Raw genomic sequence first — 23,808 nt, forward strand, 5'->3', positions numbered from 1 at the left:
CTCCCGTGTCGCCGGCAGGGGGATGCCGGATGACCGTTCGACTCTACCTGGACGGCAGTAATCTCCATCTTTAAGCCTGGACTGAAAAACCTCGACGCGTCCGGGGTCGATTCGGCATGCTTCCAATGCCCGAACACGGCGCCGCGCGTCCTGCACGCCCGCGCCGCCGGGGCACCGGGACCGGGGAGGCCCCGGTGATCGGACGGCACCACGAGGGTCTGCGGCCCTTGCTCCGCAGAGGTGCCGTCCGGTCATCCCGCCCACGCGCTGGCTCCGCCTCCGGAGCCCGACCGTTGGTCCTCATCCGTGACGTAGGTCTGTCGTCCGACCACCACGTATTCGACGAGTCGCACGGTCACGAGCCAGCGTCTGGAGCAAACGCTCGTACAGTGGCGGGGTGCCCGACACCGTGATCACCGGCCCGACCGCTGAACCGACCAACCCCGAGACGTACGCGGCGCTGCACGCCGACGCCACCGCGTTGCTGGAGGGCTGGCAGCCCACCAGCCCGGACGCGGCCAGCGCGCGGGACCGCACCCTCGCCCTGCTCGCCGCCGGCCCGATCGCGATGAGCCGCCAGCACCGCCCGGGGCACGTCACCGCCAGCGCGTGGCTGCTGGACGCCACCGGCTCCCGGGTGCTGCTCTGCCTGCACGTCAAGTTCGGACGGTGGGTGCAGCTGGGCGGTCACTGCGAGCCGACCGACCAGACCCTGGTCGCCGCCGCGCTCCGAGAGGCTACCGAGGAGTCCGGGATCGCCGGCCTGCGCATCGACCCGGTGCCGATCGATGTGGACGTGCACCAGGTGCAGTGTCAGGGCGGCTCGGCGCACTACGACGTCCGGTTCGCCGTGCTCGCTCCGCCCGGTGCGGTGGAACAGATCAGCGACGAGTCCGAGGAGCTGGGCTGGTTCCCACCGGACCAGCTACCCGAGCCGCTGGCCGGCGGGACCGCGCAACTGGTCGCGCCGGCCCTCGCCGCCCTCAGACGTAGCCCTCTTCGCCTCGCTCCTTGAGCTCGTCGACCAGGGCCTTGACGTCCTGCGCACGGTCGCGCGGGCAGACCAGCACCGCGTCCGGGGTGTCCACCACGATCAGGTCGCGCAGACCGAGGACGGCCACCAACCGACCCGACTGCGGCACGACCACGAGATTGGTGCTGTCCCGCAGCAGCACGCCCGGCTTGGCCTCCGTGCCGAGCACCACGTTGTTCGCCTCGTCGGCCGGCAACACGTCACCCAGGGTGTGGAAGTCACCGACGTCGTTCCAGCCGAAGTCGCCCGGCACCGTCGCGACGCGACCCGCCGTGGCCGCGCCCTCCATCACCGCGTAGTCGACGGAGATCTTCGGCAGTGTCGGCCAGATCGCGCCCAGGACGTCGTCCTGCTCCGGTGTGCCCCAGGCTGCGGCGATCGCGGCGACGCCAGCGTGCAGCCCCGGCTGCTGGCGGGCCAGCTCGGCGAGGAAGACGTCCACCCGCCACACGAACATGCTCGCGTTCCACAGGTGCCGGCCCGAGCGGACGTACGCCTCGGCAACCTCGGCGGCCGGCTTCTCCTTGAACTCAGTGACCGGCCGCCACGGCACGCCCTCGGTCCGGTCGCCGGTCTCCAGATAGCCGTAACCGGTCTCCGCCCGGGTCGGGGTGATCCCGACGGTCATCAGCATGCCCTGCTCGGCCCCGCGGACCGCCTCCTGGACCGTGCAGACCCAGCTGTCCGGGTCGCGGATCAGGTGGTCCGCCGCGAAGCTGCCCATCACCGCGTTCGGGTCGCGCGCTGCGATCACCGCGGCGGCCAACGCGATCGCCGCGCAGGAATCCCGGGGGGAGGGCTCGACCAGGATGTTCTCCTCCGGCAGCACGGTCAGCTGCCGTGCCACCGCCGCGACGTGCGCAGCGCCGGTGACCACAAGGGTCCGATCCGGTGTGGTCAGCGGCGCGAGCCGTTCCACGGTCGCCTGGAGCAGCGAGGAGCTGGTGCCGGTGAGCGGGTGGAGGAACTTGGGATGGCCAGCGCGGGACAACGGCCACAACCTCGTGCCACTGCCACCTGCCGGAATGACCGCATAGAGCATCCGCACATCATGCCCGACGTACCTGCCCAAAGTGGCACGGGTCACCAGCAGGGGCGCGGAAGGTCAGGAGCGGGCGCGGCTCCACGCGGCGATGTGCACCTCGGCGCTGGACTCCCAGGTGAACTCCTTGGCCCGGTCGAATCCCGCCTTCGCAAGCGACAACCGCCGCTGCTCGTCGTCGAGCAGAGCGGCCAGGTCGGTGCCGATCTGGTCCGGATCCTCCGAGGTGTACGCGACCGCGTCGCCGCCCACCTCGGGCAGCGAGAGCCGGGGCGTGGTCAGCACCGGGGCGGCACACGCCATCGCCTCCAGGATCGGCAGCCCGAACCCCTCGCCGTAGGACGGGTACGCGGCGACCAGTGCGCCGCCGAGGAAACCCGGCAGGTCGGCGTAGCGCAGGTAGCCGGGACGCAGGAGGCGCAGGTGCGACGGAACCTCGGCCACCGCACGGTCGATGTCGTCGTCGTGCCCCTGACCACCGGCGATCACCAGGGCCGGCGGGTCGACCCGGTCAGCCACAGCCCGCGCCCACCCACGGATCAGGTTGGGCACGTTCTTCCGGGGCTCCTTGGCGCCGAGGAAGGCGACGTAGCTGCTGTTGCCCAGCCCCAGACGGGCGCGTACGCGGGCCTTCTCCTCCTCGGTGGGAGCGTGGAAGGCAGCCTGGTCGACGCCGTGGTAGGCCACGTCGATCCGCGTCGGGTCGGCGTCGAGCAGCCGAATCAGCTCGTCGCGGGTGGCCTTGCTGGGCACGATCACCCGGTCGGCGCGGCGTAGCGAGGTCTTGATGGCGCTGCGGAAGAACGTGCGGCGCGACTTGTCGTAATGCTCCGGCTCGGTGAAGAACGTCGCGTCGTGCACGGTGACCGTGACCGGACACCCGGCCCGCAGCGGGCAGGTGTAGAAGGGTGAGTGCAGCACGTGTGCGCCCACCTGCTGGGCGAGCAACGGCAGGCCGGTCTGCTCCCAGGCGAGCCGGGCCGGGCGGTGCGCAACGGCGGCTGGGGCGGGAATGATCTCCGCGCCGGGCAGCATTCGGGTGTAACGCTCCAGGTCGGTGCGGAGACTGACCACCGCCAGCTCCACCCCCGACCCGCACACCTTGCCGAGGGCCCCGAGCAGACCGTCAACGTATCGACCGACACCACCACGGTCGGCGGGAACACTCGTGGCGTCGATGAGCACGCGGGGCGGGCGACCGGCGGTCACGGGGCGACTCCTTGTACTGGCGGGCTGTGGGGAACAACACTCCGGGGGTCAAGCCTACGCCGGAGCGCGGGGCCGACGCTGACTGCGACCCGACGGTACGCCGACTTGTCATCGTCGTTGAGTACGGCCCGCAGGGGCGTATCGTTCGCGCCGATGGCCGACAACATTGCCCGGGTGTTCGCCGACGCGATCGCGACCGACCCGACCCGACCGCTGCTCACCTGGTACGACGACGCCACCGGCGACCGCACCGAACTCTCCGGCGTCACCATGGCGAACTGGGTGGCGAAGACCGCCAACCTTCTCGTCGACGAGGTCGGCCTGGCGCCGGGCACCCCGGCCGGCGTGCTGCTGCCGCCACACTGGCAGACCGCTGCGGTGCTCCTGGGCTGCTGGTCGGCGAAGCTGAGCGTCGCCGACACGCCGGGCGACGTGGGCGTGCTCTTCGCCGCCGTGGACCGGTTCGACGAGGCGCAGTCCTGGCCCGCCGACGAGCGGTACGCCCTCGGCCTGGCCCCGCTCGCCGCCCCGTTGCGGCAGGTGCCTCCCGGGTTCGCCGACTACGTCGTCGAGGTACGCGGACACGGTGACCACTTCACGCCACAATCCGGTCCGGGCCCCACCGACGCGCACCTGCTGAGCCGCGCCGAGGCCCGCGCCACCGAGTTGGGCATCAAGCCCGGCGCGCGGGTCCTCGTGGACGCCACCCGCCACCCCGACCCGGTCGACTGGCTACTGGCCCCCCTGACCCGAGCCGCCACCGTGGTCCTCTGCGCCAACCCGGACCCGGCCCGCCTGGCCTCCCGGCTGGCAGCGGAAAAAGTCACCCACTCCCTCAGCTAGCTAACCTCCCCGATCTTGCACTTTCTGTTGTCGATATGCATTGAATGCCCCTTATGTCGGAGCAGAAAGTGCAAGATCGACGGGCATGGCGGGAGGGAGGGTGGCGGGTGGGGTGGGGTCAGGCTTTGGGGCGGCGCTGGGCCAGTGCGGCGAAGGCGGTCAGCGACTCGGGGTTGGCCAGGGCGCCCTTGGCTGCGGCCTGGTCGACCGGGGTGCCGGTGAGGATCTTCTTGACCGGCACCTCCAGCTTTTTGGCCGACAGGGTACGAGGCACCGACCGCACCTGATGGATCTCGTCGGGCACGTGCCGGGGTGAGAGCGCCGTGCGCAGTTCACGGCAGATCTTCGCGCGCGTCGCGTCGTCCAACTGCAGACCTTCGGCCAACACCACGAAGAGCAGCAGCTCACCGGCGCCGCCCTCGCCGTCCTCCAGGTGGACGACGACCGAGTCGAGCACCTCGTCGAGCCCCTCGACCACCGAGTAGAACTCGGCGGTGCCGAGCCGTACCCCGCCGCGGTTGAGGGTGGCGTCGGAACGCCCGGTGATCACGCACCCACCCCGCTCGTTGATGGTGATCCAGTCACCGTGGCGCCAGACGCCGGGATAGACGTCGAAGTACGCCTCGGAGTAGCGGGTGCCGTCCGGGTCGTTCCAGAAGCCCACCGGCATGCTCGGCATCGGTTCGGTGATCACCAACTCGCCGAGCTCGCCGATGACCGGCGTGCCGTCGGCGGCACGGGCCTCCACCTTGGCGCCCAACGCCCGGCAGGCGATCTCACCGGCGTACACCGGCAGCAGCGGCACCCCGCCGACGAAGCCGGTGCACACGTCGGTGCCGCCGGAAAGTGACTGGAGCTGGAGTTGGTCACCGACGGTCTCGTACACCCAGCGGAAGCCCTCCGCGGGCAGCGGCGCGCCGGTGGAACCCACGCCGCACAGCGCCGACAGGTCGGCGACCTCCCGGGGGACCAACCCGGCCTTGCGGCAGGCCAGAAGGTACGGCGCGGAGGTGCCGAAGTACGTGGTGCCGGTCTCCGCCGCGAGCCGCCACAGCCCGCCCAGGTCGGGCTCAGCCGGTCGGCCGGGCTCCGCCCGGACCCCTGGGTTGCCGTCGAAGAGCACGATCGTCGCACCCACCGCCGGGCCGGAGACCAGGAAGTTCCACATCATCCAACCGGTGGTGGTGAACCAGAAGAACCGGTCGGCCGGGCCCAGGTCGTGGTGCAGGGCGAGCATCTTCAGGTGCTCCAGCAGGATGCCGCCGTGGCCGTGCACGATCGGCTTCGGCAAGCCGGTGGTGCCCGACGAGTAGAGCACGTAGAGCGGGTGGTCGAACGGCACCGGAGTGAACGTCAACGGCTCGTCGGTCGGCGCGGCCAGCTCGGCCCAGCTCAGCGTGCCCTCGGGCGCGGGGCCGGTCGGGTCGAGGTAGCCGATGCTGACGGTGTGGCGCAGCGACGGCAGGGCGGCCCGGATCGCGGCGACCTCGGCGCGGCGGTCCACCGGCTTGTCGCCGTACCGGTAGCCGTCCACGGCCACCAGCACGGTCGGTTCGATCTGCTGCCAGCGGTCGGTGACACTGCGGGTGCCGAACTCGGGCGCGCAGGACGAGAAGACGGCGCCCAGACTGGCGGTGGCCAGCAGCAGGACGTACGTCTCTGCGATGTTCGGGGCGTACGCCGCCACCCGGTCACCGGCGGCGACGCCGAGTCGGCGCAGCCCGGCCGACACCCGGCGGACCTGCTCGCGCAGCTCCCCGGCGGTCAGCGTGACCGGCGGACGCGTCTGCCCGTGGGCGATCACCACCGGGTCGTCGTCGACCCGCCCCGGCATCCGCAGCACGTTCTCGGCGTAGTTGAGCGTGGCGCCGGGGAACCAACGGGCACCGGGCATCCCCCGCTCGGCGAGGGTCGCGGTCGGCGGGGTGTGTGCGATCACGTCGAAGTGATCCCAGATCGAACGCCAGAACCCGTCCAGATCGGTGGTGGACCAGCGCCACAGCGCGTCGTAGTCGGCGAAGTCCAACCCGCGGTGCTCCCGCAGCCAGCGCAGGTAGGCGCCGATCCGGGACCGCTCACGTACGTCCGCCGGCGGCGCCCACAGCATGTCACCCACTGCTCCACCCTCCCCCTGGCCCGACACGACACTGTGACTGGGCCGTGGCGCCATCTTGCCCTACCTCGAAGCGCCATTCTGCGCACCGGGTAGGCCAACCGACGCGTGCCCGTCCCACACTCCACCCCACCACCTCATGTGGGTCAGCCAGCCCGGTGTGCCTGGATGGCGCGGCGGCGGGCGAGGCGGTGCGCGCGGCGGATCTCCGCCTCCTTGTACCGGCGCTCGTCCTCCGCCGTCTCCGGTAGCACCGGGCGGACCGCCCGCGGCGCCCCACCAACGTCCACGCCGACGAACACCAGGTACGCGGTGGCCACCCGGACCGGCGCGTCCTCGGCCGAGTCCCAGCGCTCGGCCACCACCCGTACGCCCACCTCCATCGAGGTCTGGCCGGTCCAGTTCACCTGGGCGTGCGCGTGTACGAGGTCGCCGACCCGGACCGCCTCGGAGAAGACGATCTCGTCGATCGCCGCGGTCACCGCCGTTCCGCCACTGTGTCGGGCGGCAGCGGCACCGGCCACGTCGTCGACGAACTTCATCAGAACCCCACCGTGCACGGTTCCGTAGAGGTTGACGTCCACCGCAGTCATGATCTTGCTGAGAGTGACGCGCGAGTACGACGTCGGCTTGCCGGTCGGAGCGGCGGAGAGGTGCTCAGTCATGACGAAAACGGTACGGTGCGCGGATGCGACATCTCTGGAGCTTCCTCGCCGGGCTGGTGGTGGCACCCATCACCTGGGTGCTCGTCACACTGGGGCAGGACGGGTCGAGCCGGACGGTCGACCGCTGGGTGGAGATCGGCACGTTCAACACCGCCAACCTGATCGAGCCGGCCGTTTATCTCGGTGTCGGCGGTGTCCTGCTGGGCCTGCTCGGCACGCTGCGCTTCTCGCCGCTGGGCCCGTTGGTGGCCGGTGCGCTGCTGGTCACCCCGTACATCGGGATGTTCGTGGCGCCCTTCTCAGTGCGGGACGCGATCCCGCACGACTGGAAGGTGTTCGGCGACCCGCTGCCGCTGCGGCTGCCCGTGGAGAACGGCACGCTCTTCCTGATCGGCCTGCTGCTGCTGATGGCGACCTTCAGCCAACAGCGTTGGCGGCAGTGGCCGAGCCCGGCGACCGAGCCGGCCACGGCATCCACTCCCGCGTCGGACGGAGGCCCTGGCAACGACGACTTCACGTCGACCGACTGGCCGCCCCCCGCAGCCCCGGAGCGGGACACCGCGCCCCTCACTCTGGGTTACCCGGCCGACTCGACACCGACCGAACCGCTGCCCCGCCGGGTGGGTGGCGAATCACCGTGGTCCGCCCCACCGCGCGGTCAACCGCGCCCCGAGGACACCACCGAGATCCGCTGATTGTCGGGGCGGGCCGGTGAAACCGGCCCGCCCTCCGTCTCTCCTGCGCAACGACCAGCGGACGGGCCCCGGCGCAGCGCGACCGCCAGGTCGGGGCTAGTGCAGCGCGACCGCCAGGTCCGGGTCGACAGTGCCGAGGCTGGCGCGCGGAACGACAACGAGCATGACGATCAGCGCGGCGGCCATGCCGCCCGCGATGACGATCGCCATCGGTACGCTTCCCGTGCCGAACAGCCCGGCCAGTGGCGCCGACACCGCACCGATGCCGAACTGCACCGCGCCGAGCAGCGCCGCGGCGGTGCCAGCGGCCTCGCTGTGCCGGCTCATGGCCAGCGCCGGCGCGTTCGGCAGGGCCAGGCCGGCGGCGGCCAGGACCAGCCACAACGACGCGAGCAGGGTGCCCAGGCCACCGAAGCCGGTCGCCGCGAACATGACCAGCAGCAGGCCGGCCGCTGTGCCGGCGATCAGGGCGCTGACCAGGATCTGCTGCGGGGTGTAGCGGCGCAGCAGCCGCACGTTGAACTGGGTGGCCCCGATCAGGCCCACCGCGCCGGCCCCGAAGGCGATGCCGAACTGCTGCTCGTCGAGGCCGTACTCCTGCTGGAGCACGAACGACGAACCCGAGACGTACGCGAACAGGGCCGCCATCGCCAGCCCGGCGACCAGCACCAGACCGACGAACGCCCGGTCGTTGAGCAGCGCCCGATAGTCGCGCAGGGTGGCCCGCACCCCGCCGTGCCGCCGACGTGCCACCGGAAGGGTCTCCGGGAGCCGGAACGCGGCCACGACGATCAGCAGCGCGCCCAGCACCGCCAGTGCCGCGAAGACGCCCCGCCAGTCGGTCCAGCTCAGCAGGCCGCTGCCCAGCGTCGGTGCGAGGATGGGCGCCAGGCCCATGACGAGCATCAGCCGGGAGAAGATCCGGGCGAAGGACGACCCGCTGAACAGGTCGCGGACCACGGCGGTCGCGACCACGGTGGCGGCCGCGACACCGAGCCCCTGCAGTACGCGCAGCCCGCCGAGCACCGCGATGTCGGGTGCGAAGACGCACAGGACGGATGCCACGATGTGCGCGGCCAGACCGGCCAGCAGCGGCACCCGCCGCCCGACCACGTCGGAGAGCGGCCCGATCAGCAACTGGCCCAGCGCGAGGCCGACCAGCGTGCCGGTCAGCGTCAGCTGCACCGCGGTCTCGGTGGTCTGCAGGCCCGCCGTGATGGCGGGGAGGGCCGGCAGGTACATGTCGATGGTCAGCGGCCCGATCGCGATCAACGCGCCCAACACGAGGACGAGCTGTGCCCGCTGACGATTGGTCATCAGGTCGCCGGGCAGCACCTCTTGTGCGACGGGGGAATCGCGTCCGGTCTTCTCCACCAACTGCTTCATTTAGCTCGCCAACACCGCGGTGGTGTGTGACGTTCCCGGTGTGGGTGGAGTCACCCCGCCCCGTCCCGGCCGAGCACGACGTGACCGGCGTCACAACAGGATCAGAACCGGGGCAGGGGTACGCGTCGTCTTGCCTGACGTGAAGCGAAGTCTGGACGGGCTCGACGAGGGTGAGCTCCTTCGCCGCGTCGCTCGGGGCGACCGGCGCGCGTTCGACGCGCTCTACCGGCGTACCGCCCCGTGGTTGACCGCGCGACTGCGCCGGCGCTGCGCCGACGAGGACGTGGTGGCCGAGGTGTTGCAGGAGACGTACCTCGCGGTCTGGCGGTCGGCCGGCAGTCAGGCGCAGTCCTCCACCTCCGGCAGCGCGGTGGGCTGGTTGTGGACGATCGCCGCGCACCGACTGATCGACGCGTTCCGCCACCGGGCCCGACGGGAGCGGATCCCGTCGGTGCGGACCTTCGAGACGGTGGCCCCGCCGGCCGAGGACGAGGCGTTGGCCGGCGGGCTGGACGCCAACCTGGAGCGGGCCCTGCACGCGCTGCCGGCGGAACTCCGTCAGGTGCTGCGCTCGATGGTCCTCGACGGGTTGACCGCGCGGGAGACCGCTCTGCTGCTCGGCATGCCGGAGGGCACCGTGAAAACCCGCGCCCGTCGGGCCCGAATCGCCCTCCGGGAGGCGCTGTCATGACCACCCACCCGACGCCCACCCTCCTCTCCGAGTACGCCTCCGGCGCTGCTGGCGTCGACGACACGACCATCTGGGCGGTCGAGGCGCACCTGGAGACCTGCGCAGCCTGCCGGGCGGTGCTGACGGAAGCCCTCGACCCGGGCACGCGGAACCTGCTGGACCAGGTGGCGGACGCCATCGCCACCGGCATCGCCACCGGCCCACGTCCGGTACGCCGTCGCCGGCTGCTGCGCAGCGGGGTGGCCGCCCGGGTCCTGCCCTGGCTGCTCACCGCCACCGGGCTGATGCTGGCGGCGGCCCTGTTCGAGTGGACGTTCGACAGCCTGCCGTCGCTGGTGCTGCTGATCGCGCCGGTGGCGCCGCTGCTGCCGGTGGCCGCGGTCTGGAGTCGGCGTCTCGACCCGGCCTGGGAACTGACGGCCACCATGCCCCGCACCGGGCTGCCGCTGCTGATGCGCCGCACATTGGGGGTGCTGTCGGCGGTCCTGCCGGCGCTGGCGGTGGCGGGCTGGTTCACCGGGCACTCCCCCGCGCTGTGGTTGCTGCCGGTCCTGGGGTTCACCGCCGGCGTGTTGGCGCTGGGCACGGTGGTGGGGGTCGACCGCGCGGCACTCGCGTTGACCGTCGCCTGGTCCGCCGGTGTGGTCGTGCCGAGCCTCGCCGGCCGGCAACTCCCGGCGATCCTCACGGGCAACAGCCTGCCGGGGTGGGCGCTCGCCACAGTGGCGTTGACGGCCGTCGTGCTCGTTCAAGCCCGGCGACGGCCACACGAACCGCACCAGAACCTTCCGCACCGATGACGAACCAGGATCGAACGGAGATCATGATGCGTACGGTCAGCATGGCGGAGACCGCGCCGTCCACCTGTGCATGGGCGGTGCACGCCGAGAAGTTGCAGGTCCGGGCCGGCCGACACCTCGCCGTCAACGAGCTGGACCTGAGGTTGGGCACCGGTGTGCACGGCCTGCTCGGCCCCAACGGCGCCGGAAAGACGACGTTGATGCGAGCCCTGGCCACAGTGCTCAAGCCGGCCGGGGGGCGGCTGACCCTGCTCGGCGGCGAGGTCACCGGCAACGGCGACCTCCGCCAGGTACGCCGGGGTCTTGGCTACCTGCCGCAGCACTTCGGCTTCTACCCGCGCTTCACCGTTCGGGAGTTCGTCGAGTACATCGCCTGGCTCAAGGAGATGCCGAAGGCAGCCATCCCTGGCGCGGTGCAGCGAGCCGTCGAACGGGTGGGTCTGGCGGAGCGCGCCGACTCCCGGATGAAGACGCTCTCCGGCGGGATGCTGCGCCGCGCCGGCATCGCCCAGGCGATCGTCAACGACCCGGCGGTGCTGCTGCTCGACGAGCCGACGGTCGGGCTGGACCCGGAGCAACGCCTCGACTTCCGCGAGCTGCTGCGGGAAATCGGCCTGGACAGCTGCGTACTCGTCTCCACCCACCTGGTCGAGGACGTCGCGGTGGCCTGCTCCGACGTGGTGCTGATCAGTGAGGGCCGGCTGGTGTGGCAGGGCACCGCCGGGCAGCTGGCCGAGCAGGGCGGGGCCGGCGACGCCGGCGACAGCGCCACCGAACGCGGCTACTCGTCGCTGCTGCGCGCCTACCGTGGGCGGGTGTCAGCGTGACCGGACGAATCCTGCGCATCGAACTACGCCGCTCGGCGGCAACGGCCATCGCCCTGCTGATGCTGGTGACCGGCACGGTACTGCTGCTCACTGCCAGCCAGTTCTTCGCCGGGCGCTGGATGCAACTGGCGGTCACCACCCGGACCGCGCTGATGGTGCTGCTGCCCCTCGCGCTGGCCGGCGGAGCGTGGCTGGGTCGGCGCGACGCGCGTCACCGGGTCAACGAGTTGTTCGCCAGCACCGTCCGGCCGCGATGGCAACGCGTCGGCCCGACCGCCAGCGCCCTCGCGATCTCGGTGGTTACCGCGTACCTCCTGGTGTTCCTCATCGCGGCCGGATGGGTGGTCCGGACGTCGGGATACTTCCCGGTCGCCGCGATCGCCGTGACCGCGGTCGGCATCCCGGCACTGGTCGCCGCGGCCTGGCTGGGCATGGCCGCCGGCCGAGCCGTGCCCCGGTTGATCACCGCACCCATTATCGCCGTGGTTGGTTTCGTCCTGCTGGGGCTGGTCCCGGAGCTGGTCACGATGGCTGACACCGCCTCGACTCTCGCCAGGTTCCGGCCCGAGCCGTCGGCGGTGCTGCTCGTCCCGGTCTTCAGCGGCGGCGTGGACGACTTCCAGATGATCAGCAGCCGGGTCAGTCTGCTCCAGACGGTGTGGCTGGTGTCGCTCGCGGCCACCGGCTTGTTGCTGCTTGGCGCGGTCCGGCGGCGGGCCATCGCGCTGGCCGTGGTGCCAGCGGTGCTCGGTGCCGCGGTCGCCGTACCGCTGCTGCCCGTGGGCGGAACCCGCGGCGCGGTCGTCGCCGACCCGGTCGCCGTCGAGCTGGTCTGCGACAACGACGGCCGGCAGGTCTGTGTGACCCGGGCGCACGCCGGAGTGCTGCCCGACGTCGTCGGCCCGGCCCGCGAGGCGCTGGCGGTGATTGCGGCGAAGCTCCCCAACGCTCCGGTCCGGGCGGTGGAGACCCAACAGGTCGCCTACTGGGCGCAACTGTCCCCGGACCTGACACCGACCCGGCACTCCGGCGACACGCTCGTCTTCGAGGCCCCATCGATCAATCGGACCGGACGCGCCGACCTGTCCGACGGCTACTTCCTGCCATCACTGTTCCGGGCCGTCTGGCAGCAGGAGTGCGGCGAAGGGCCGGTGCAGGACGACGAGCCCCTCGCCCGCATGGTCGCCGGTGCCTGGCTGAGCGACCAACCACCAACCCTGGAGTCCTGGTGGGATCGCGCGGAGGCCGAACGGGCACAGCGCGCCTACCAGGCGTTGGTGAGCCTGCCCCAGGCCGAGCAACGGCGCCGGATGGCAGCGGTACGCGAGGCCGCACTCGACTGCCGGACCGAAGCCCTGCTGGCGCTCCTGACGGAGGACCGGCCATGAGGTGGCTCCAACTCCACCTGCGCGCCCGCCGGGTCCCCCTCGCCCTGGGCACCGCGACCGCGATGATCGCGCTGGTGTGGGCGATGACCCTGGTCTACACGGACGCGACGACCGTCAACGTGCGCACGGCCAGCCTCGCCATCATGCTGGCGGTGGTCGCGCTCGGCACCACTCTCAACGGGGCCGACGACGCCCTCGACCACACCGGTTCGGTCAACTGGCCGCTACGCCGCGCCGGGCACCTGCTGCTCGCCGCCACCGCGATCACCGCACTGCTGTCACTCAGCGCCGTGACCGACGTGCGTTACGAGCCGGTCTCCCTCACGTTGCGCAACACCGTGGGGCTTCTCGGGCTGACCGCCCTCGGCGCCGCCCTGTTCGGTGCCGCCCTGTCGTGGGTCGCCCCGCTGATCTGGACCCTCATCGCGGTCCTGCCCTTCATGGAGCCCAGCAGGGACCTGCGGGTGCAGGTTGCCAGTTGGCTGATCCAACCCGCCGGCACCACCGCCGCCACCGTCTGCGCCGGCATCCTGGCGGTCACCGGCCTGCTCGCGTACGCCCTGCGGGGTTGCCCCGTACGGCCGGTGAGCGAGACCGCCCCCGACCGGTGACGGACGTTCCGGTGCAACCTGTCCGCGCGACTGCTCACACCGTTGCAAGAATGACCGTCCTCGTGCATCTCTTGGCCACGTCGTCGTCGTGCGTCGCGAGGATGACGGTCTTGCCCGCTTCGTTGAGCCCACACAGCAGGTCGATGACGATGTCGCGGTTGTCATCGTCCAGCGAGCCGGTTGGTTCGTCGGCGAGGATGATGTCGCAGGGCTTCAACAGGAGCCGCGCAACGGCGACCCGCTGCTGCTCGCCGCCCGAAAGCGAGAAGACCTTCCGGTTCTCCGATCCCGGCAGCCCCACCTGGTCAAGCGCCGCCGCGATGCTTCGCCTCTTCGACGCACCACCGGCGGAATCGGTCAACGCAACTTCAAGGTTGTGCACGACCGACTCGTTGTCGATGAGGGCGAAATTCTGGAACAGATAACCCAGGTGCAGGCGCCGGAGCCGATTCGCGGCACGGCTGCGCGGCCCAGGCGCCTTGCCGCCCAGCACGCGAACCTCGCCGGCATCCGGGGAATCCAGCAGGCCGATGATGTTGAGCACTGTCGACTTGCCCGTGCCGCTCGGGCCGGTCAGCGCGAGCATCTCCCCGGTCTTGACCTGGAGGTCGAAGTCGCTCAGGACTTGACGACCGCCGTAGTGCTTGCGGACGGCCAGAAGTTCGACGCTGTTGTCCACCGCTAGAGCTCCTTCAGTCGTCGGGCTGCGTTCCGGCGTTCCGTGACGGCCGCGATCACGAAGAGGAACGGGGCTTCGATCAACAGTGCCGCGACAAGGACCGCCAGAAGCATGAGAAGGGTGGTGATGCCGGTGCCGGTCGCCACCCCCACGGCCATCAGCCCGGTGATGAGCACGCCGGCGAGGATGGCCTGCCACAGGGCGGTCAGGCCCAGGAAGGTGAGCAACTCCCGGTAGGACCGCAGGAAGCCCATGCCGTGCAGCCGCCGTACGGTGAGTCTTTTGCGGTGCCGATCGGATGCGACGAACACCATCGTGGCGTTCAGCAGGAGAATGACGACCAAGGCCGCGCCGGCGAACGCCGCGAGCCAGGTTATGGCGCTGCGAACCTTGGCGTTTTCGGTGTCAATGGCCTCGTAGCCGGTCACGAGGTGCTGGAGATTGTCGTCGAGCTTCAGCTCTCTCAACTGCGGGGCGACGCTGCGGAAAACCGCTGCGGAATCGCCGTCGACGCGCACCTTCAAGGGCGGATTCAGAGCGCCGGTGATCGCGTTCAACCGGTCCACCGGGAGGCTGTTCCCCTGCGTCATGATCTCAATGACAGGATCCTTAATCATGTTTCCGTCGTCGGGATTCACGAGCGAGTTGAAGCTGAACACCTCTTGGCCGGGTGCCATCCAGATGATGCGGACCGGCTGGTCAGTGAATTGCGGCGGTGCCGGTTCACCGAGCATCTTCCCGTATGCCTGAACGGCGCCCATCACATCGCTGCTGCCCGTCCGTTGCTTCTGCAGGTATGCCTTGAACTCCGCCTCGCGCGACTTGAACTGACTCGACACCGCGACCACCCAGGACTGCTCGGATTCATCGACCACGATCGGCTTCCCGGACTCGTCCAGAACTGGGTATTTTTCGAGGTAGTTGGTGTTCACCCGAATCGGCCTGGCCGGCCACGGTGGCACGGGCTGCGTCGGCGCCCTCGGCACGTAGTTGATGGCGTCAACGTAGAGCGCACCGGCCTTGTCGAGTTCGGGGTACAGGTCGCGTGCTATCGCGATGCTCATGTCATCGCTTCCGGTTTTCAGATTTTCGCGGTCATTACCCACCGAAAACGGATAGAAAACCGCGTAGTCTGAGAGGTTTTTCCAGTTGGCGTTCTCTTCCTGCCGTTCTCGCAGATCGTCGAATTGCTGCCACGCCAGCACCACCAGAACGACAAGCAGCGCCCCGACGATCGCCTTCACCACCGCGGACGTGACGACCGTCGCACCGAAGTTCTTGGCCGGTGCCGGGCTGAGGTTCTTGGTTCGCGTCTGAGTGCTCACTGCAGGCTTCCTTTGACGAGGTCAGCGATTTGGACGCGCCGGATGACGAGGAGTGCGACCCCGGTCGTGGCCGCAACACCGATCGCCGCCACCTCGACGAGCGGGACGGCGAGGCTACGCAGGAACCGCGCATCGACATCGGGAACAGCGAGTGAGGCGACCAGGAGGATGCACAGGGCGACGGCAGTGGAGCCGAGCTGCACCTTCCCCACGACCTGGTACCAGATACGCGGAACGGAGTGACCCATCAACCGCAGCACACCGATGCGTTTACCCTCCCGCAGGCAGAGGACGGCGACGACAAGCGTGGCCAGGCCGGTGAGGACGTACGCCAGGATCGCTCGGCTCACGCCGCCTCCGAGCGAGTCCTCGGCGGGGACATCGGTCAGGTCGCTCGTGGTCAGTCCAGGCACTCCCGCTTCGACGAGCCGCTCGCGGACCATGGCGAGGAAGCGATGCGTGGCGGCCGGGTCGTCGGACTCGACCACGTACCGCCCCACGGTCGGCAGCGAGTCGAAGGCATGCCGCAGCGGCGCGAACGTGAGGTCGTAGCGGTGGTTGACGACCGCAGGCACACCGACGTTGTCCCGGGCGCCGACGCGAACCGACGAAACCGTCGCCACCGACGAGCGCGACTCGGCAGGGGTGAGCCAGCGACCCTCGGCAAGCGTGAAGTCGTCGAACAGGTGACTTCGATCGCGACCCATGATGATGTAGTGCGTGATTCTGGTTCGCCCGGACGCCGCAGTGCCCACCGTCGTGCGTAGGACGTTTGACGCCGTTTCCTCGCTCGCTTCGGCGAGAATGCCCATCGCCAAATCCGGTTCGGCCGCGCGAACACCGTCCGGCCAGACGAACGGAGTGCCGACCCGGCTCGCCGCGATCTCGCTCCGTGTTTGCTCAGCGAAGGTCGCATCCGCGAACACGACCGACCCGATGGCAAGGAAAATTGCCACTAACAGGCAGGAGAATACGGTTCTCAACTTGTTGGCTCTCCCCCGATGTCGAACCGCATGACGACCGACGACATCGGACCCGGCCGTCGCCGGGCCCGATGCGAGATCAGTTCCTCGTCATGCCGGGATCAGGCCGCGTTGTTCCAGTAGGTGTAGCAGGTGTAGGCCCAACCAGCGGTTACATCGGCGTACGAGAAGTAGCCGGCGTTGGCGTATCCCTTGTCCGTGCCGCTGGCCAGCACCGCGGTCGAGCTGTGGTAGTTCGACGGGTGCGAGTAGTTGGAGTAGCACCGCTTCAGGACTCCGTCGGCGGAGGTGCCACGACACCAGGTGCCGCCGCCCGTGCTCGAACACGCCGCAGGCGAAAATCCTCCGGACGGCGTGGCGCCGCCACCGGAGGCGGCTTGTGCACCAGCGGTGCCCCCGACGAGCATGAAGCCGGCCAGTGAGGCGACCGCAATCGCCTGCGAGGCTCGCACCTTGAGTGACGTACGCGTACTTGACATAGCTTCCCCGTTTCTCTACAGCGGATGTTGATTGGACGTCCGCAAAAGACAATACAGAGGGTTATCAATATCATCAAGTGTCTATGTGAGTCAGTTATTACTCAAAGCGTGTCACCGAGATTTCGGTATTCTTGCGCGCCGTCCGGAATGTGCCGGCGATCGCGGCGGTGGCGAGCAGGAGACTCGCGGCCAGGGCAAGGAAGTAGGACCGATCCGGCCAGGAGATCGCACGGCGTCCCTCGGTGAGGCCCGCGACGACGCACCAGGCGACCAGGAACCCGAGCGCGATACAGAGGGCGAAGACCGTGGCGAGGGGAAGCGCGGCCTCGGCGAGGATGACACGTCGTAAGGTCGACGCGGGCATACCCATGAGCCGCAGCAGGCCGAGCATCCGCTTGCGGTCGAGGATGGCGGCGGTGGTCGAGACCGCCAACGAGACCGCTGAGATGACGGTGGCCACCAGGATGCCCAGGCCCGCGAGGCCGGCGTACCGGTTCGCCGTCGTTTCCAGCGCCGAGGCCGCCTGCTCCGGACGCGTCGTCGGTGGTAACGCCAGTCGCAGTCCGCTGCCGAGCACCGCGGTGCGGGCGCGTTCGATCGAAGCCGGCGCGCCGTCGGTGGCGACCAGAAGAATCGCTGGTGTGTCGGCGGACGCCGCCGACACGGAGACGACCGGCGGCCCGCCCTCGAAATAGTCGTTTGTCACCCGCACATGGCTTGCTCCGGCGGGGACGGGCAGCCCGAGCAGCACGGCGTCGGAGGCAGCGAAGACGATCCCCTCCTCCGGGTGGTGGTAGCCGAGCGCCGCGACCGTCACTCCGGCAGTGCGGGCGACGGGCGACGCTTGTGCAATCGCCGCCTCCGCTTCGGCGGGCCGCATATTGAGGCGAGCAACCACTGTGGACGTGGCGAGCTGGTCGCCGCCGCCCCCACGGGCAGGATCGCCGGCGACGGCGGTGATGGCGGCTGCGAACACCGACACCATGAAGACGGCCACGACCAGGCCGCTGACCGCGCGGAACGTGGCCCGCGGGTGCCGACGGATCCGGTTCATGGCGATGACACCAGCCGTGCCCCGGACCGCACGGGCCATGAGGTGGGCCACCCAGAAGGTCAGCACCGGGCCGGAGGTCACCAGCCCGAGCGAGACCAGCAGAAAGCCCATGACGAGAAGCACTTCCAGGCCGGGGAACCGTGAGCCGGACAGCGACACGAGCGTGACGCCGAGCATCAGCGCCGCGCCGACGACCAGCGGCACGACGGCGAGGGCTGCGGGGCGGCGTTCGGACCGATCGCGGGTGACGCCGAGCGGCCCGATCCCGGCGTGGGCGGTGCGCCACCACGCGACGGCCGTGGAGACAGCGACGACGCCCGCGACGACGACGACCACGGTGAACGGCGCCACGGTCAGGTCCGTCCGGAAGAACCGGCCGTCACCCACCTCGATCCTGGCAGCGATCGGGATGAGCAGCCACGCCAGGACGGCGCCCGCGAATGCGCCGAGGAGACTCGTCACGCCGGTCTCGGCGGCGGCGATGTCGGCGACCCGGCGGGGTGTGGCGCCGATGAGACGCAACGCGGCGAAACGCTCGGCGCGTTCGGTCGCACCCAGGCGGGTGACGATCCCGACCAGTATCAGGACCGGCAGCAGGATGGCGATCGCACCGATGATCGCGACCGTGCGGTAAGCGACGCTCGGATACGCGGCACCGCCGAACCCCGCGACGGACCAGACGCCGAACTGGGAATCGCCCGCCGCGCTGCCGCCTCGCGATGGATCCAGGTCGCCAGCCGCGGTGCCCGTCACGACCACCAGCGAATCGGGGCTCGCCAGCCCCGCGTCGCCGATGACGCCGACCCTCGTCCCGTAGCGGGCACCGAGCTCATCGGCCGGATGGGCGTCGATGAGGGCGGCCAGCGCCGGCGAGGCGTGATACGTGCCAGCCCGCGGAGCGCGCCCGACACCGGGTATGGCCACGGTCGACGCCGACGACGCGGCGACGTCGACCCGGGTGATCGTCCGTCCCGCGAAGTAGTCCGAGGTGGTCGACGCCAGCACCAGGTCGTCCCCCAAGGCAGCCGCTGCGGGATCGCTTACCTGTTGAGCGGACACCCCACTACTCAACGTGGTCCAGGTCGAGCGTTCGGTGCGGGACGCAAGGCCGTTGTAGGCGCCCCACAGCAGCAGCAGCAGCGCGACGCCGACCGCGACACCGCCAGCCATGCCGACCAGCCGGCTCCGTGCGCCTCGGCCGCCCGCTGTGACCAGCCTCGTCAGCGAGAAGAGGCTCATCCGGTCGGCCCGCCGAAGGTGACCTGCCCATCGCGGACGATCAGTTCCCGGTCGGCGTACGCGGCCGTGCGCGGGTCGTGCGTGACGAGCACCACCGTGGTACCGGTCGCCCTGGCTGCCTGAGCGAGGGCGAGCATCACGTTCTCGGCGGCGAGCGAGTCCAGCGATCCGGTCGGCTCGTCGGCGAACAGGACGGCCGGCTCGGTTACCAGCGCCCGGGCCACGGCGACGCGCTGCGCCTGGCCGCCGGACAGATGCGCTGGCAGCTTCCCCGAGTGTTCGGCCAGCCCGAGTCGCTCGAGCCACACGCCCGCCTGCCGCAACGCTTCGCTACGCCTGGTGCCTGCCAGCAGCAGAGGTATCGTCACGTTGTCCACAGCGGACAGGTCGGGCAGGAGCTGGCCGAACTGGAACACGAACCCGAACTCGCCCAGCCGCAACCGCGAGCGGCCCGCCTCATCGAGCGCGGTCAGCCGGACCTGCTTGTAGTCGACGGTGCCATGATCGGGGACCAGAACACCGGCAAGCACGTGCAGGAGCGTGGACTTGCCCGAGCCGGACGGCCCGGTGACCGCCACGATCTCTCCGGCGTGTACGTCGACGTCGACGCCGCGCAGGGCCTCGGTCAGCCCGAACGCCAGCCGCAGCCCGCGCGCCCGCAGCAGAGGCGTCGTCCCTCCCCCGGGGGCGAACGACGGCGCGCCCATCACCTCAGCCTCGCTCACCTCGCCACCGCCGCCCGCAGCTCGGAGAGGCGCGACGCCGTCAGGTCGATCCAGCGCAGGTCTGCCTCAATGTGGAACAGGGCGTGGTCGCACGCCAGCACGGTCTCCAGGGGTGCGCCCTGCTTCTCCTTGGTCAGTTCACGCATCTGAGCCATGTGCTGGGCGCGTTGCAGGTCGAGCACGCGGCCAGCGGGGTCCCCGAGCAGCAGCGCGATGATCGTCTTCGCGAAGAGGTTGCTCTGGAGAGTCCCGGACGGCACCTCGGGAGTGAACATCCACTCTTGGACGCGGCCTCGACCTGCCAAGGTGATCCCGTACCGCTTGCGGTCCGGGCCGGCCCCCGCCTCCGCGCCGACCATCTCGATCCAGCCGTTTCGACTCAACCTCGTCAGGGTCGAGTACACCTGCCCGAACGCCAGCGGCTTCTTCATGCCGAACCAGCGGTCGTAGCTGCTCTTTAGGTCGTAGCCGTAGCTCGCACCGGCCCCCAGCAGGCCAAGAAGCGCAGTCGTGTTGTCCACGGCACCACTATATACGCGATATCTACATTAGGAACCCACGGCGACGGCGTCGATCACTCCGTGACCCTGGCCTGAGCCTTGCCAAACTTGACACCTACTTCACGCATCACTTGTCAAGTGTGAAGTTCGGCAGTCCGCGCAGTCATCTCTACGGGGGCGTCGTCGTCGACGAACTCGGCGAGGAAGGCATCTCGTCGTCGCGCAATGCCGTCTTGGCGAGCCTCCTCGCAGACACCTACCTCCCCTCGTCGAACGAACTCGTCGCCGAAAACCGGTCTTCAGGCATCCCCGCGATGCTCGCTGTAGCGCGACGCCGGGGCCTGCCACGACCGAACTTCAGGAGTTCCATCTCCAGCTTCGTGGTCACCATGGCCCGCTCCGAACTCCTCAATCCCGAAGTTCGCCGCTGGATCGCCGGGCTGCACGCACACCTGCCCACACCCACGCATGAGATCGCCCTCGCGATGCTGCGCGAGAACTACCTCACGAACGAGATGCTGCGGCAATGGGCTCCGGATAGAGACACGTCAACATCAGCGCTTTGGCCTGTGAAAACGTAGCCTCTCAGCCCTTCAAGAGCTCCCGCGCCATGACGATGCGCTGCACCTGGTTCGTGCCCTCGTAGATTTGGGTGATCTTGGCGTCCCGCATCATCCGCTCGACCGGGTAGTCCCGCGTGTAGCCGTAGCCACCAAGCAGCTGCACCGCGTCGGTGGTGATCTCCATGGCGGCGTCGGAGGCGAAGCACTTCGCCGCCGCGCCGAAGTAGGTGAGATCCGCATCGCCACGCTCCGACTTGCCGGCCGCCGCGTACGTGAGCTGCCGGGCCGCCTCAAGCTTCATGCCCATGTCGGCGAGCATGAACTGGATCCCCTGGAACTCGGCGATCGCCTTGCCGAACTGCCGACGCTCGGCCACGTACCCCTTCGCGTAGTCGAGCGCGCCCTGCGCGATCCCCACGGCCTGCGCGGCGATGGTGACCCGGGTGTGGTCCAGGGTCTTCATCGCGGTCGTGAAGCCGGTGCCCTCCGCGCCGATCATCCGGTCGGCCGGGATGCGCACGTTGTCGAGGTAGACCTCGCGGGTGGGCGAACCCTTGATGCCGAGCTTCTTCTCCGGCGCGCCGAAGCTCACCCCGGAATCGGACTTCTCGACCACGAAGGCCGAGATGCCCCGGGACCGGGCGGACGGGTCGGTGACGGCGAAGACGGTGTAGAACTCGGACACGCCCGCGTTCGTGATCCAGCGCTTCACACCGTTGAGCACCCAGTGATCCCCGTCACGTACCGCCCTGGTGGTCATCGACGCCGCGTCGCTGCCCGCCTCCGGCTCGGAGAGGCAGTACGAGAACATCGCGTCCCCGGCCGCGACCGGCGTCAGGTACCGACTCTTGAGGTCGGCGGAACCGGACAACAGCAGTGGCATCGTGCCGAGTTTGTTCACCGCCGGGATCAGCGAGGACGACGCGCAGGCGCGGGCCACCTCCTCGATCACGATGGCGGTGGCCAGCGCATCCGCGCCCGCGCCGCCGTATTCCTCGGGGATGTGCGGTGCGTGGAAGTCGGCCGCGCGCAGCGCGTCGTAGGACGCCTTGGGAAACTCCCCGGTCTCGTCGGCCTCGGCGGCGTGCGGAGCCACCTTCGCGGCGCAGACCTCACGCACCGCGTCCCGGATCGCCTGGTGCTCCTCGGGCAACCGGTAGACGTCGAACGACTCCCCTGCGGGCATCTTGGCCCTCCCCTTCACCGCTATCATGCGCAGTCTGTGACGACTCCTGACCGCCGACCGCGCAGACTGAAGACTAGCGACTGCAGTTCAGGTGATGTTACCGGCGCGTAGGCATAGGCAATATGGTGCACCTAGCGCGCTTAGCGATGATGAAGACCGAGACAGTGAGCTAGCCAGCGCGAGCGGAGAAGACAGGCGTGACGATCCCCTACCCCACCATCCAGCCGACCCCCGCCATCGCTGCGGTGACCCCGCCCTCTGGCGCACCCCGGCCGCGGGTGACGTTCCTTGGGACTGGTTACCTCGGTGCGACGTACGCCATCTGCTACGCGGAACTGGGGTACGAGGTCCTCGGGTTCGACGTTGACGCCGACAAGATCGCCATGCTGAACGCGGGCCAGGTGCCGATCCACGAGCCCGGCCTGGACGAGCTGCTCCGGCGCAACCTCGCTGCCGGCCGACTCCGGTTCAGCACCGACATCGCCGAGACCGCCGACTTCGGTGACGTGCACTTCATCTGTGTCGGCACCCCCCAGCGGGCCGACGGCATGGGCGCCGACCTGTCGTACGTCGAGGCGTCGGTCACCGGCCTCGCGCAGCACCTGACCCGCAAGGCGTTGATCGTCGGCAAGTCCACCGTGCCGGTCGGCACCGCCGAGTGGGTCGAGCAGCTCGTCGACAAGCACACCCCCGAAGGCCTGGACGTCGAGGTGGCGTGGAGCCCCGAGTTCCTCCAGGAGGGCTTCGCCGTCGACGACGTGCTGCGGCCCAACCGGATCGTGGTCGGCGTCAAGAGCGAGTGGGCCAACGGCATGCTCTACGCCGCGCACAAGGGCGTGTTCGACCTGGCCGCCACGGAGGACCGTGAGGTGCCCCTGGTGGTCACCGACTTCGCCACCGCCGAGCTGGTCAAGGTCGCCGCGAACGCCTTCCTGGCCACCAAGATCTCCTTCATCAACGCGATGGCCGAGGTCTGCGAGGCCGCCGGCGGCGACGTCACCCAGCTGGCCCGCTCGATCGGGTACGACCCCCGCATCGGCAACCGCTTCCTCCAGGCCGGTCTCGGCTTCGGCGGCGCCTGCCTGCCCAAGGACATCCGGGCGTTCCAGGCCCGCGCCCAGGAGCTCGGCGCCGGCGAGGCTCTGCGTTTCCTGCACGAAGTCGATCTGATCAACCTGCGTCGACGTACCCGGGTGCTTCAGCTCGCCGCGGACCTGCTCGGCCGCCGCTCCGGCCCGGCCGGCCCGGACTTCGCCGGCACCCGGATCGCCGTGCTCGGCGCCACCTTCAAGCCCAACACCGACGACGTCCGCGACGCCCCGGCGCTCGCCGTCGCCGCGCTGCTGCAGAAGGCCGGCGCCGATGTGCACGTGTACGACCCGCAGGGCACCGAGAACGCCCGCCGCGCGGTTCCCGAGTTGACGTACGAGAGCAGCATCAACGACGCGGTCAGCGACGCCGACCTGGTCTGCGTACTCACCGAGTGGGCCGACTTCCGCAACGCCGACCCGGTCGCCCTGGGCGAGTTCGTCAAGGGCCGCAAGGTCGTCGACGGCCGCAACTGCCTCGACCCGGCACTGTGGACCGCGGCGGGCTGGGAGTACCGGGGCATGGGTCGCCCCTGACGAGATCGACGCCCACCGGCCGGTCATCGAGCTTCTCGATGACCGGCCGGTGTCGTTGTTTGCCCGGGACCCGCCGACAAGAGTCGAAATCCGCGCCAGCTTTGGGCATGCTGCGACAGTGGGAGTCCACAGTGCGGGTGGAGGGGT

The 23,808-nt window shown here is 69.9% G+C and carries 23 protein-coding genes; 10 read left to right on the forward strand and 13 right to left on the reverse strand.

Annotated features, from left to right (window positions below; all coding sequences use genetic code 11):
• Window positions 1-397 precede the first annotated feature (397 nt).
• Complete coding sequence (locus tag V6U86_RS24655; RefSeq protein ID WP_334506969.1) at window positions 398-1,015, forward strand: NUDIX hydrolase; 618 nt, start codon at window positions 398-400, stop codon at window positions 1,013-1,015.
• Here the strand turns inward: V6U86_RS24655 and V6U86_RS24660 are convergent.
• Both V6U86_RS24660 and V6U86_RS24665 read right to left on the reverse strand, forming a co-directional pair.
• Window positions 984-2,075: a mannose-1-phosphate guanylyltransferase gene (locus V6U86_RS24660; RefSeq protein ID WP_334506971.1), complete on the reverse strand. Its 1,092-nt coding sequence runs from the start codon at window positions 2,073-2,075 to the stop codon at window positions 984-986. The genes V6U86_RS24655 and V6U86_RS24660 overlap by 32 nt on opposite strands.
• A 63-nt stretch (window positions 2,076-2,138) precedes the next feature.
• Window positions 2,139-3,284: a glycosyltransferase family 4 protein gene (locus V6U86_RS24665; RefSeq protein ID WP_334506973.1), complete on the reverse strand. Its 1,146-nt coding sequence runs from the start codon at window positions 3,282-3,284 to the stop codon at window positions 2,139-2,141.
• 153 nt (window positions 3,285-3,437) lie between these two features.
• On the opposite strand from V6U86_RS24665, the gene V6U86_RS24670 reads away from it, so the two are divergent.
• Entirely contained in the window at window positions 3,438-4,127 is a 690-nt protein-coding gene (locus V6U86_RS24670) for a TIGR03089 family protein (RefSeq protein WP_334506975.1), read from the forward strand.
• A 118-nt stretch (window positions 4,128-4,245) separates the two neighbouring features.
• Here the strand turns inward: V6U86_RS24670 and V6U86_RS24675 are convergent, their stop codons facing one another.
• Window positions 4,246-6,243: an acetoacetate--CoA ligase gene (locus tag V6U86_RS24675; RefSeq protein ID WP_334506977.1), complete on the reverse strand. Its 1,998-nt coding sequence runs from the start codon at window positions 6,241-6,243 to the stop codon at window positions 4,246-4,248.
• A gap of 143 nt (window positions 6,244-6,386) precedes the next feature.
• Window positions 6,387-6,905, reverse strand: coding sequence for an acyl-CoA thioesterase (locus tag V6U86_RS24680; protein WP_091394150.1), 519 nt, complete (start codon window positions 6,903-6,905; stop codon window positions 6,387-6,389).
• A 23-nt stretch (window positions 6,906-6,928) separates the two neighbouring features.
• Between V6U86_RS24680 and V6U86_RS24685 the strand changes: the two genes are divergently transcribed.
• Window positions 6,929-7,600 (forward strand): hypothetical protein, encoded by a 672-nt coding sequence (locus V6U86_RS24685; RefSeq protein ID WP_334506983.1) that lies wholly within the window; start codon window positions 6,929-6,931, stop codon window positions 7,598-7,600.
• Between the two features lie 96 nt (window positions 7,601-7,696).
• On the opposite strand, the gene V6U86_RS24690 is transcribed toward V6U86_RS24685, so the two are convergent.
• Window positions 7,697-8,917 (reverse strand): multidrug effflux MFS transporter, encoded by a 1,221-nt coding sequence (locus tag V6U86_RS24690; RefSeq protein WP_334507158.1) that lies wholly within the window; start codon window positions 8,915-8,917, stop codon window positions 7,697-7,699.
• Between the two features lie 208 nt (window positions 8,918-9,125).
• Here V6U86_RS24690 and V6U86_RS24695 point away from each other — a divergent pair, with 208 nt between their 5' ends.
• The 5 genes from V6U86_RS24695 to V6U86_RS24715 are packed head-to-tail and all read left to right on the forward strand — an operon-like array spanning window position 9,126 to window position 13,303.
• Window positions 9,126-9,677 (forward strand): RNA polymerase sigma factor, encoded by a 552-nt coding sequence (locus tag V6U86_RS24695; RefSeq protein WP_334506985.1) that lies wholly within the window; start codon window positions 9,126-9,128, stop codon window positions 9,675-9,677.
• Window positions 9,674-10,477, forward strand: coding sequence for a zf-HC2 domain-containing protein (locus V6U86_RS24700; protein ID WP_334506987.1), 804 nt, complete (start codon window positions 9,674-9,676; stop codon window positions 10,475-10,477). Before V6U86_RS24695 ends, V6U86_RS24700 begins: the two co-directional genes overlap by 4 nt.
• Window positions 10,478-10,503: 26 nt before the next feature.
• Entirely contained in the window at window positions 10,504-11,304 is an 801-nt protein-coding gene (locus V6U86_RS24705) for an ABC transporter ATP-binding protein (protein ID WP_334507160.1), read from the forward strand.
• Window positions 11,301-12,692, forward strand: a complete 1,392-nt coding sequence (locus tag V6U86_RS24710; protein WP_334506989.1) for a hypothetical protein — start codon at window positions 11,301-11,303, stop codon at window positions 12,690-12,692. Before V6U86_RS24705 ends, V6U86_RS24710 begins: the two co-directional genes overlap by 4 nt.
• Window positions 12,689-13,303 (forward strand): hypothetical protein, encoded by a 615-nt coding sequence (locus V6U86_RS24715; RefSeq protein WP_334506991.1) that lies wholly within the window; start codon window positions 12,689-12,691, stop codon window positions 13,301-13,303. Before V6U86_RS24710 ends, V6U86_RS24715 begins: the two co-directional genes overlap by 4 nt.
• A 34-nt stretch (window positions 13,304-13,337) precedes the next feature.
• Here V6U86_RS24715 and V6U86_RS24720 read toward each other — a convergent pair whose 3' ends face one another.
• The 7 genes from V6U86_RS24720 to V6U86_RS24750 form a co-directional block, all read right to left on the reverse strand.
• Window positions 13,338-13,982 (reverse strand): ATP-binding cassette domain-containing protein, encoded by a 645-nt coding sequence (locus V6U86_RS24720; protein WP_334506993.1) that lies wholly within the window; start codon window positions 13,980-13,982, stop codon window positions 13,338-13,340.
• A 2-nt stretch (window positions 13,983-13,984) separates the two neighbouring features.
• The gene (locus V6U86_RS24725) at window positions 13,985-15,307 is read right to left on the reverse strand and encodes a hypothetical protein (protein WP_334506995.1); all 1,323 of its coding nucleotides are present in this window, start codon (window positions 15,305-15,307) and stop codon (window positions 13,985-13,987) included.
• Window positions 15,304-16,014: a hypothetical protein gene (locus V6U86_RS24730; protein ID WP_334506997.1), complete on the reverse strand. Its 711-nt coding sequence runs from the start codon at window positions 16,012-16,014 to the stop codon at window positions 15,304-15,306. Before V6U86_RS24730 ends, V6U86_RS24725 begins: the two co-directional genes overlap by 4 nt.
• 377 nt (window positions 16,015-16,391) lie before the next feature.
• Window positions 16,392-16,742 carry a lactococcin 972 family bacteriocin gene (locus V6U86_RS24735; protein ID WP_334506999.1) on the reverse strand — a complete coding sequence of 117 codons (351 nt, stop codon included), beginning with the start codon at window positions 16,740-16,742 and terminating at the stop codon, window positions 16,392-16,394.
• Between the two features lie 124 nt (window positions 16,743-16,866).
• Complete coding sequence (locus V6U86_RS24740; protein ID WP_334507001.1) at window positions 16,867-19,062, reverse strand: FtsX-like permease family protein; 2,196 nt, start codon at window positions 19,060-19,062, stop codon at window positions 16,867-16,869.
• Window positions 19,059-19,769: an ABC transporter ATP-binding protein gene (locus V6U86_RS24745; RefSeq protein WP_442935008.1), complete on the reverse strand. Its 711-nt coding sequence runs from the start codon at window positions 19,767-19,769 to the stop codon at window positions 19,059-19,061. The genes V6U86_RS24740 and V6U86_RS24745 overlap by 4 nt, the downstream gene beginning before the upstream one ends.
• A 14-nt stretch (window positions 19,770-19,783) precedes the next feature.
• Complete coding sequence (locus tag V6U86_RS24750; RefSeq protein ID WP_334507005.1) at window positions 19,784-20,308, reverse strand: PadR family transcriptional regulator; 525 nt, start codon at window positions 20,306-20,308, stop codon at window positions 19,784-19,786.
• Window positions 20,309-20,427: 119 nt separating this feature from the next.
• Here V6U86_RS24750 and V6U86_RS24755 point away from each other — a divergent pair, with 119 nt between their 5' ends.
• Complete coding sequence (locus V6U86_RS24755; RefSeq protein WP_334507007.1) at window positions 20,428-20,868, forward strand: ATP-binding protein; 441 nt, start codon at window positions 20,428-20,430, stop codon at window positions 20,866-20,868.
• 4 nt (window positions 20,869-20,872) lie between these two features.
• Here the strand turns inward: V6U86_RS24755 and V6U86_RS24760 are convergent, their stop codons facing one another.
• Window positions 20,873-22,036, reverse strand: a complete 1,164-nt coding sequence (locus V6U86_RS24760; protein ID WP_334507010.1) for an acyl-CoA dehydrogenase family protein — start codon at window positions 22,034-22,036, stop codon at window positions 20,873-20,875.
• Between the two features lie 197 nt (window positions 22,037-22,233).
• On the opposite strand from V6U86_RS24760, the gene V6U86_RS24765 reads away from it, so the two are divergent.
• The gene (locus tag V6U86_RS24765; protein ID WP_334507012.1) at window positions 22,234-23,661 is read left to right on the forward strand and encodes a UDP-glucose dehydrogenase family protein; all 1,428 of its coding nucleotides are present in this window, start codon (window positions 22,234-22,236) and stop codon (window positions 23,659-23,661) included.
• Window positions 23,662-23,808: the final 147 nt, after the last annotated feature.

This window comes from Micromonospora sp. CPCC 205558 (genome assembly GCF_036902955.1).
In the GTDB taxonomy this organism is placed as follows: domain Bacteria; phylum Actinomycetota; class Actinomycetes; order Mycobacteriales; family Micromonosporaceae; genus Micromonospora.

Bases quoted from the DNA above. Each gene is read 5' to 3' on its own strand.
- V6U86_RS24660 (WP_334506971.1), bottom strand. From the start codon at position 2,075: ATGCTCTATGCGGTCATTCCGGCAGGTGGCAGTGGCACGAGGTTGTGG.
- V6U86_RS24670 (WP_334506975.1), top strand. From the start codon at position 3,438: ATGGCCGACAACATTGCCCGGGTGTTCGCCGACGCGATCGCGACCGAC.
- V6U86_RS24680 (WP_091394150.1), bottom strand. From the start codon at position 6,905: ATGACTGAGCACCTCTCCGCCGCTCCGACCGGCAAGCCGACGTCGTAC.
- V6U86_RS24685 (WP_334506983.1), top strand. From the start codon at position 6,929: ATGCGACATCTCTGGAGCTTCCTCGCCGGGCTGGTGGTGGCACCCATC.
- V6U86_RS24690 (WP_334507158.1), bottom strand. From the start codon at position 8,917: ATGACCAATCGTCAGCGGGCACAGCTCGTCCTCGTGTTGGGCGCGTTG.
- V6U86_RS24700 (WP_334506987.1), top strand. From the start codon at position 9,674: ATGACCACCCACCCGACGCCCACCCTCCTCTCCGAGTACGCCTCCGGC.
- V6U86_RS24705 (WP_334507160.1), top strand. From the start codon at position 10,504: ATGCGTACGGTCAGCATGGCGGAGACCGCGCCGTCCACCTGTGCATGG.
- V6U86_RS24715 (WP_334506991.1), top strand. From the start codon at position 12,689: ATGAGGTGGCTCCAACTCCACCTGCGCGCCCGCCGGGTCCCCCTCGCC.
- V6U86_RS24730 (WP_334506997.1), bottom strand. From the start codon at position 16,014: ATGGGTCGCGATCGAAGTCACCTGTTCGACGACTTCACGCTTGCCGAG.
- V6U86_RS24740 (WP_334507001.1), bottom strand. From the start codon at position 19,062: ATGAGCCTCTTCTCGCTGACGAGGCTGGTCACAGCGGGCGGCCGAGGC.
- V6U86_RS24745 (WP_442935008.1), bottom strand. From the start codon at position 19,769: ATGGGCGCGCCGTCGTTCGCCCCCGGGGGAGGGACGACGCCTCTGCTG.
- V6U86_RS24760 (WP_334507010.1), bottom strand. From the start codon at position 22,036: ATGCCCGCAGGGGAGTCGTTCGACGTCTACCGGTTGCCCGAGGAGCAC.